Genomic DNA, 7,237 nt, shown 5'->3' with positions numbered 1-7,237 from the left:
GAGGCCTCCCGGACCGCCGCCGGTACCGGGCCGGCCCGCCGACTGCCGCGCGTCACCGACCGGTCGGTGCCCGGGCCGGCGGGAGCACCCGAGGTGCCGGTGCGGATCTACGAGCCGGTGGCCTCACCCACCGCCGCCCCGCCGGTGGTGGTCTTCTTCCACGGCGGCGGCTGGGTGCTGTGCGGCCTGGACACCCATGACGGCCTCTGCCGCGAACTGGCCGCCCGTACGGGCGCGGTGGTGGTCTCGGTGGACTACCGGCTCGCCCCCGAGCACCGCTTCCCGTGCGCCGCCGAGGACGCCTACGCCGCCGCCTCCTGGGTGGCGGCGCACGCGGCCCGGCTGGGCTGGGACCCCGGGCGGCTGGCCGTCGCGGGCGACAGCAGCGGCGGCAACCTGGCGGCGGCGGCGACCCTGATGGCACGGGACCGCGGCGGCCCCGCCATCGCGGCGCACCTGCTGGCCTACCCGGTCCTGGACCACCGGATGGCCACCGAGTCCTACCGCACCTACGCGACGGGGTTCTTCCACACGACGGCGCACATGCGCTGGTACTGGGAGCAGTACCTGGGGCAGGACGGGGACGGTGCACACCCGTACGCCTCCCCCGCTCTGGCGTCCGACCTGGCCGGGCTGCCTCTGGCGGTGCTGGTGCTGCCGGAGTGCGATCCGCTGCGCGACGACGCCCTCACCTATGCGCGACGCCTGGAGGCGGCGGGCGCGGCGCCCCGGGTGCGGGTGTGGCCCGGCACGTTCCACGGCTTCCTGGGGCTGGGAGGGCTGCTGCCGGAGGCGGACCAGGCGCTCACCCAGGCGGCGTACGACCTGCGGGCGGCGCTGGGGCTCCCGGACGCGTGAGCCCGCGTGGCCGGTGGGGGTGTGGCGGTACGGCGTACCGGCACACCCCCACCGGCTTCCGGGCGTCAGGAGTGTGCGATGTGGTCGGCCGCGAGCCAGCCGAACGTCATGGCGGGGCCGATGGTCGCGCCGGGACCGGGGTACGTCTCGCCCATGACGGCGGCGGAGACGTTGCCGCAGGCGTACAGGCCCTCGATCGCCGTGCCGTCCTCCCGCAGCACCCGCGCGGTGGCGTCGGTCACCAGGCCGCCCTTGGTGCCGATGTCGCCGGGGTGGACGGGGACGGCGTGGAACGGGCCCTTCTCCAGGGGGGCGAGGCTGGGGTTGAGCAGGGTGGGGTCGCCGTAGTAGCGGTCGTAGACGCTGTCGCCGCGGTGGAAGTCCTCGTCCCGGCCGGCGCGGGCGAAGCCGTTGAAGCGGTCCACGGTGGCGCGCAGATGCTCGGGGGGCGCGCCGATCAGCCCGGCCAGCTCCTCCACGGTGTCGGCCTGCTTGACGAAGCCGCTCTCCCGCCACGCCTTGGGGAACGGCTGCCCGGGGAAGAGGCCCAGGAAGATGTAGCGGGCCTTGGCGGCGGCGTCCAGGATCATCCAGGACGGCACGGTGGACGCCCCGGGCCGGTCGGCCGCGTACATGGCGTCGACGAACTCGTGGTAGGGAGCGGCCTCGTTGGCGTAGCGCTCGCCCGCCGCGTTCACGATCACCATGCCGGGGATGCCGCGGTCGGCGACCAGGAAGAACGGCCTGCCGTCGGGCGCCACCACGGACGGCGCGCCCCACACCTTGTCCATCAGGTCGACGGCGGCGCCGGCGGCGATGCCCAGTTCGAGGCCGTCGCCGGTCTGCCCCTGCGGGGCGGAGCTCCACTCGGCGGAGGTCGGCGAGGGGAGGTACTTCTCGCGCAGTCGCTGCTGGTGCGAAAAGCCGCCGGAGGCGAGGACCACGCCTCCCCTGGCCCGTACCGTGACCTCGCGGCCGTCGTGCAGGAGGCGGACGCCGGCGATCCGGCCGCCGTCCTCCACCAGGCCGGTCAGCGGGGTGTTCAGCCACAGTTCACCGCCGAGCCGGTCGAGCGAGTACCGCATCCGGGCGATCAGCGCCTCGCCGAGGGCGAGCAGTTTGCGGCCGGTGGCGAGGGCTCCCACGGCGCGGGCGCCCACCTTGAGCGAGGTCCGCTTGCCGGCCCAGGTGCGGGCGACCATGTTCAGGTGCCGGAAGTCCTTGGAGGTGATGGTGAGCCCGTAGGTGGGCAGTCCGGCGCGGCGCATGGTCGCGCGCTGCTCGGGCGGGAGCCTGTTCAGGTCGAAGATCCGCGGTTCGACGGAGCGGCCCTGCGGGTAGCCGCCGAGCCGCTCGGGGTAGTAGTCGCTGTAGGCGGGTGTGTAGACGAACCGTACGGCGGTGCGGTCGTGGAACTCCCAGACCATGCGCGGGCCGTGGGCGAGGTAGGCGTCCTTGCGTTCGGCGGGGACGCGGTCGCCGACGGTGGCGTCGAGGTAGGCGCGGGCCTTCTCGGGGGTGTCGCCGAGGCCGGCGGCGTCCAGGTGGAAGTTGTTCGGCACCCATATCGCGCCGCCGGACAGGGCGGTGGTGCCGCCGTAGTGGTCGGTCTTCTCCACCACCAGGGCGCTCAGTCCGCGCAGCCGTGCGGTGAGGGCGGCGGCCAGGCCGGCGGCGCCGGAGCCGGCCACCACCACGTCGTAGATGTGGTCCCACTCGGTGCTCATACGGTCCTCTCGGATGGAGCGGGGTTTCAGCGGGCGCTGACGCGGGCGTCGGTGAGGACCGGCGCCTCGTCGCGGTCGGCCGCGGTGACCGTCAGCCGGTACCCGTCGGGGGTGTCCCACACGCGCAGGCGCAGTGTCTCGCCGGGGAAGAAGACCCCGGAGAAGCGGGTGCGGCACTGTGCGACGCGGGTGGTGTCGCCGCCCAGCAGGTGGTCGGTGACGGCCTTGACCGCCATGCCGAAGGTGCACAGCCCGTGCAGGACGGGGCGGTCGTAGCCGGCCCGGCGGGCGGTGGCGGGGTCGGCGTGGAGCGGGTTCCAGTCCCCGCTCAGGCGGTAGAGCAGCGCCTGTTGACGCAGGGTCGGGATGTCCAGCAGCAGGTCGGGGGCGCGGTCCGGGGCGGGGAGGCGGTCGCAGGGGCCGCGGTCGCCGCCGAAGCCGCCCTCACCGCGCACGAAGATCTGGTTGCGCTGGGTGAGGAGCGGTTCGCCGTCCTCGCCGAGGAGCGTGGACTCCTGGACGAGGACGGCGGCCTTCCCCTTGTCGTACACGGCCGGGATCCGGGTGAGCGTGGTCGCCCGGGCCGCGGTGGGCAGGGGGCGGTGCACGGTGATCTCCTGGCCGCCGTGCAGCACGGCGGCCAGGTCGATGTCCATGCCGGGCGCGTCGAACACCTGGAAGCCCACTCCCCCGGTGCCGCCGGCCACCACGCCGAAGGTGGGCAGCACCTGCAGGCCCTGCTCGTGTCCTTCGTGGACGTAGCGGAGTTCGTCCGGGTCGGTCTCGGGGACGCCCGCGCCCAGGGCCAGGTGGTAGAGGCGCACGTCGCGGTCGTCCCAGACCGCGGCGGCGCGTACGGGCGGGGCGGAGGTGGCCTTGTCGGCGTCGATCGGCATGGGGCGGGTTTCCTTCGTGCTCGGTCGGCGGCGGTGCCGGCTCGTCGTCCGGTGCGCGCCCGTGCTCGATGCGCGGCCGTGCTCGGTGCGCGCCCGTGCTCGATGCGAGGCTGCGCTCGATGCGAGGCCGTGCTCGATGCGAGGCTGCGCTCGGTTCGAGAACTTGCCCGGTTCGAGAACGGGCTCAGTTAGAGAACGTGCCGGTGGCGTAGCGGCTGCGGAAGTACAGCAGCGGGCGCCCGCCCTCCTGGGCGGCGAGATCCAGCACCTCGCCGGTGACGATGTGGTGGTCGCCGGCCTCGTGGACGTCGGCCAGGCGGCAGTCCACGGTGGCCAGGGCGCCGTCGAGGCGGACGGTGCCGTGCTCGGTGACGCTCCAGGGCACGTCGGTGAACTTGTCGGGGCCGCTGCGGCCCAGTGCCGCGCAGGTGGCCTGCTGGTCCTCGGCGAGGATGTTGACGCAGAAGCGGCCCGCGCGCTCGATCCTCGGCCAGCTGGTGGACGACTTGCCGACGGCCAGCATGACCAGCGGCGGGTCGAGGGAGAGCGAGGCGAAGGACTGGCAGGCGAAGCCGACGGGTTCGCCGCCGGCCAGTCCCGCGACCACCGTGATGCCGCTGGCGAAGCGGCCGAGGACGTCCCGGAAGACGGCCGGGTCGATGTGCGGTCCGTTCAGCCGTTCCACTGGTGGCCCCAGAAGCTGTCGGCGGTGATCTCCTTGGCCACCCAGGTGGCGGGGTCGACGACCAGGCCGTCCCAGCCGTACTCCACCTGGAAGCCGCCGGGTGCCTGGGCGTAGAAGGAGACCATGTGGTCGTTGGTGTGGCGGCCGAGGCTGGAGGCGATCGGGATGCCGGCGGCGTTCATGCGGTCCAGGCCGTGGCCGACGTCGTCGAGGGTCTCCAGCTCCACCATGAAGTGCACGATGCCGGGCGGCAGCGCGCCGGGGTACAGGCCCAGGCTGTGGTGGCGGCGGTTGGGGCTCAGGAAGTGCATCCAGTGGAAGTCGCGCTGCTCGGCGGCGGTCGGGACGGCCTGCGGGGGCAGCTTCATCGAGTCGCGCAGCTGGAAGCCGAACACGTTCTCGTAGAAGTCCAGCGCCGCTTCGATGTCCGGCACCGGCAGGACGACGTGGCCGAGGCCGAGGTCGCCGGTGACGAAGCGGTTGCCGTAGGGGGTGCCGAGCGGGGTGTGGTCCTGGGCCTGGCCCCAGTAGATCTCCAGCGGGTTGCCGCAGGGGTCGGTGGCGTGGATCAGGCCGCGTACGCGGCGCTCGGCGAGTTCGGCGGCGTCGGCCTGCTTGACGGGGAAGCCGGCGTCCTCCAGCTCGCGGGCGGCCTCGTCGAGGGCGGCGGCGTTCGCGACCTCCCAGCCGGCCGCGAGCAGCCGGTCGCTGTCGCCGGCCTTGACGACGATGCGCTGGATACGGTCGTCCATGCGCAGGCAGAGGGTGTCCTCGGTGGTTCCGGACGCCTCCACCATGCCGAGCAGGTCGAGGGCGTAGGTGCGCCATTCGGCGAGCCTGGTGGTCTCCAGACGCAGGTAGCCGAGAGCACGGATGTCCATGGGTCGCCTTTCCGGGCCGGGTGGGAGACGAGGTCTCCTGGGTCAGTGCGAGAAGAAGTCGAGGGCGAGACGGTTGAACTCGTCGGCCTGCTCGGCCTGCGCCCAGTGGCCGCAGTGCGGGAAGACGTGCAGGCGGGCGTCGGGGATGGTCTTGAGGGCGACCAGCGCGCCGTCCAGGGGGTTGACGCGGTCCTCGCGGCCCCAGGTGAGCAGGACGGGGTGGGTGATGCGGTGGGCCTCGCGCCAGAGCATCCAGTCCTCGGTCCAGGCGGGGTTGGCGAAGGCGGCCCCCATGCGGGCACTGCCGAGCCGGGTGTCGGGGTCGGTGGCCGAGGCCCAGCGGTCCTCGACCAGTTCGTCGGTGACGATCGACTGGTCGTACGCCATCACGCCGAGGAAGGAGCGCAGTCGGTCCTTGGTCGGCTCGGGTGCGGCGTTGAACTCGAAGAGCCGCTTGATGCCTTCGGTGGGGTCGGGGGCGAAGAGGTTGACGGAGACGCCGCCGGGGCCCATCAGGACCAGCTTGCCGACCTTGCCCGGGTGGTTCAGGGACATGCGCACACCGGTGCCGCCGCCGAGGGAGTTGCCGACGAAGTGAGCGCGGGCGATGCCGAGTTCGTCCATCAGGGCGGCCACGGCGTCGGCGCTGTAGCTGAAGTAGTCCTTGTCCAGCTCGGGCTTGTCCGAGCGGCCGAAGCAAGGCTGGTCGACCAGGAGGGTGCGGAAGCGCTGGGCGAAGACGGGGAGGTTGCGGCCGAAGTTGGACCAGCCGGAGGCGCCGGGGCCGCCGCCGTGCAGCATGATCACGACCGGTGCGCCGGCGTCCTCGGGGCCGGCCTCGTGGTAGTGCAGGGTGAGTCCCGCGGCCTTCACGGTGCGGGAGGTCGTTTCCCGGGTCAGTTCTGCCATGTGGGCACCTCTCAGGCCATCGAGTCGTTGATGTCGATGCCGAGCGCGGCCTGCCCGAACATCACCAGGGCCCGCTCGGGGTCGTTGGCGGCGTGGCCGCGGCCGGTGTGGGCGTCGCGCCAGGCGCGCTGGACGGGGTTGGGGCCGGTGCGCATGGCGTTGCCGCCGGAGTTCTCCATGAGCAGGTCCAGGGCGGCGACGGAGCGCTCGGTGGCGAGCACCTGGTCGCGGCGGGCGCGGGTGCGCAGGGCCATGGTCAGCTCCTCGCCGCGCGCGGCGAGGCCGTACATCTCGGTGATGTTGCGGGACAGCTGGAGCCAGCTCGCGTCGATGTCACTGGCGGCGCGGGCGATGCGGACCTGTGCGAACGGGTCCTCGGCGACCGTCTGCCCGTAGGAGATGCGGAACCGCTTCCGGGTGGCCTCGATGCAGGACTCGTAGGCGCCCTCGGCGATGCCGACGATCGGGGTGGAGATGGTGGTGGTGAACACGGCGGCGTACGGCAGCCGGTACAGCGGCTCGGGGTTGATCTCGTGGCCGGGCACCTGCAGGGCGGTGACCGGGCCGAAGCTGAGCGCGCGGTGCTCGGGGACGAAGACGTCCTCGACGAGGATGTCGTTGCTGCCGGTGCCGCGCAGGCCGACGGTGTCCCACACGTCGTCGATGCGGTACTCGGAGCGCGGGATCAGGAAGGTGCGCATGTCGACCGGGGTGCCGTCGGCGTCCGGGACGAGGCCGCCGAGCAGCGCCCAGTCGGCGTGGTCGCAGCCGGAGGAGAAGTGCCAGCGGCCCGTGACGCGGAAGCCTCCGTCGACCACGGTGACCTTGCCGGTGGGGGCGTAGGAGGAGCAGACGCGGGTCTTGGGGTTCTCGCCCCACACCTCCTGCTGGGCCCGCGGGTCGTACAGGGCGACGTGCCAGGGGTGGACCCCGACCACGGAGGCGACCCAGCCGGTGGAGCCGCACGCCTTGGCGATCTCCTTGACGGCGGTGTAGAAGAGGGCCGGGTCGGCTGCCCGGCCGCCGAAGGGCTTGGGTTGGAGCAACTGGAAGAAGCCGGTCTCCTCGATCTCCTTGATGGAGGTCTCGGGCACGCGGCGCAGGGTCTCGGCCTCGGCCGCGCGCTCTCGCAGGCTGGGTGCGAGGGCTCGGATCGCTGCCAGTACGTCTTCGGCCATGAACATCCCCTTTCGGGTGGTCGTGGTGGCGGAAGTGCCAGGACCGTACGCCCCGCTGTTCCGGAACGAAATACCTGGCTCCCGCTGAGCGGGAAGGAGCGGC

General features: G+C 72.9%; 7 protein-coding genes. 1 reads left to right on the top strand and 6 read right to left on the bottom strand.

Features of this window, described 5'->3' with window-relative positions; genetic code table 11:
* Positions 1–858 (top strand): alpha/beta hydrolase (locus tag AB0G56_RS39910; protein ID WP_360980540.1); only part of this gene is annotated, 858 nt, incomplete at its 5' end.
* Between the two features lie 65 nt (positions 859–923).
* Here the strand turns inward: AB0G56_RS39910 and AB0G56_RS39905 are convergent.
* The 6 genes from AB0G56_RS39905 to hsaA form a co-directional block, all read right to left on the bottom strand.
* Positions 924–2,585 carry an FAD-dependent oxidoreductase gene (locus AB0G56_RS39905; protein ID WP_360980537.1) on the bottom strand — a complete coding sequence of 554 codons (1,662 nt, stop codon included), beginning with the start codon at positions 2,583–2,585 and terminating at the stop codon, positions 924–926.
* Between the two features lie 26 nt (positions 2,586–2,611).
* Positions 2,612–3,481, bottom strand: a complete 870-nt coding sequence (locus tag AB0G56_RS39900; protein ID WP_360980534.1) for a MaoC/PaaZ C-terminal domain-containing protein — start codon at positions 3,479–3,481, stop codon at positions 2,612–2,614.
* Between the two features lie 184 nt (positions 3,482–3,665).
* The gene (locus AB0G56_RS39895) at positions 3,666–4,166 is read right to left on the bottom strand and encodes a flavin reductase family protein (protein WP_360980531.1); all 501 of its coding nucleotides are present in this window, start codon (positions 4,164–4,166) and stop codon (positions 3,666–3,668) included.
* A complete protein-coding gene (locus AB0G56_RS39890) occupies positions 4,154–5,047 on the bottom strand; it encodes a VOC family protein (RefSeq protein ID WP_360980528.1) in 894 nt (297 codons plus the stop codon). The genes AB0G56_RS39895 and AB0G56_RS39890 overlap by 13 nt, the downstream gene beginning before the upstream one ends.
* A 42-nt stretch (positions 5,048–5,089) precedes the next feature.
* On the bottom strand, positions 5,090–5,956 hold the full coding sequence (gene hsaD, locus AB0G56_RS39885) for a 4,5:9,10-diseco-3-hydroxy-5,9,17-trioxoandrosta-1(10),2-diene-4-oate hydrolase (RefSeq protein ID WP_360980525.1): 867 nt from the start codon (positions 5,954–5,956) through the stop codon (positions 5,090–5,092).
* Between the two features lie 11 nt (positions 5,957–5,967).
* Complete coding sequence (gene hsaA / locus AB0G56_RS39880) at positions 5,968–7,134, bottom strand: 3-hydroxy-9,10-secoandrosta-1,3,5(10)-triene-9,17-dione monooxygenase oxygenase subunit (RefSeq protein WP_360980522.1); 1,167 nt, start codon at positions 7,132–7,134, stop codon at positions 5,968–5,970.
* Positions 7,135–7,237: the final 103 nt, after the last annotated feature.

It is taken from the genome of Streptomyces sp. NPDC021356, from assembly GCF_040641015.1.
Classification (GTDB): domain Bacteria; phylum Actinomycetota; class Actinomycetes; order Streptomycetales; family Streptomycetaceae; genus Streptomyces.
Note: the sequence above shows the minus strand (reverse complement) of the source record. Positions and strands in the feature narration are given on the sequence as shown.

Coding starts and splice junctions, on each gene's coding strand:
- AB0G56_RS39905 (WP_360980537.1), bottom strand. CDS start 2,585: ATGAGCACCGAGTGGGACCACATCTACGACGTGGTGGTGGCCGGCTCC.
- AB0G56_RS39900 (WP_360980534.1), bottom strand. CDS start 3,481: ATGCCGATCGACGCCGACAAGGCCACCTCCGCCCCGCCCGTACGCGCC.
- AB0G56_RS39890 (WP_360980528.1), bottom strand. CDS start 5,047: ATGGACATCCGTGCTCTCGGCTACCTGCGTCTGGAGACCACCAGGCTC.
- hsaD (WP_360980525.1), bottom strand. CDS start 5,956: ATGGCAGAACTGACCCGGGAAACGACCTCCCGCACCGTGAAGGCCGCG.
- hsaA (WP_360980522.1), bottom strand. CDS start 7,134: ATGGCCGAAGACGTACTGGCAGCGATCCGAGCCCTCGCACCCAGCCTG.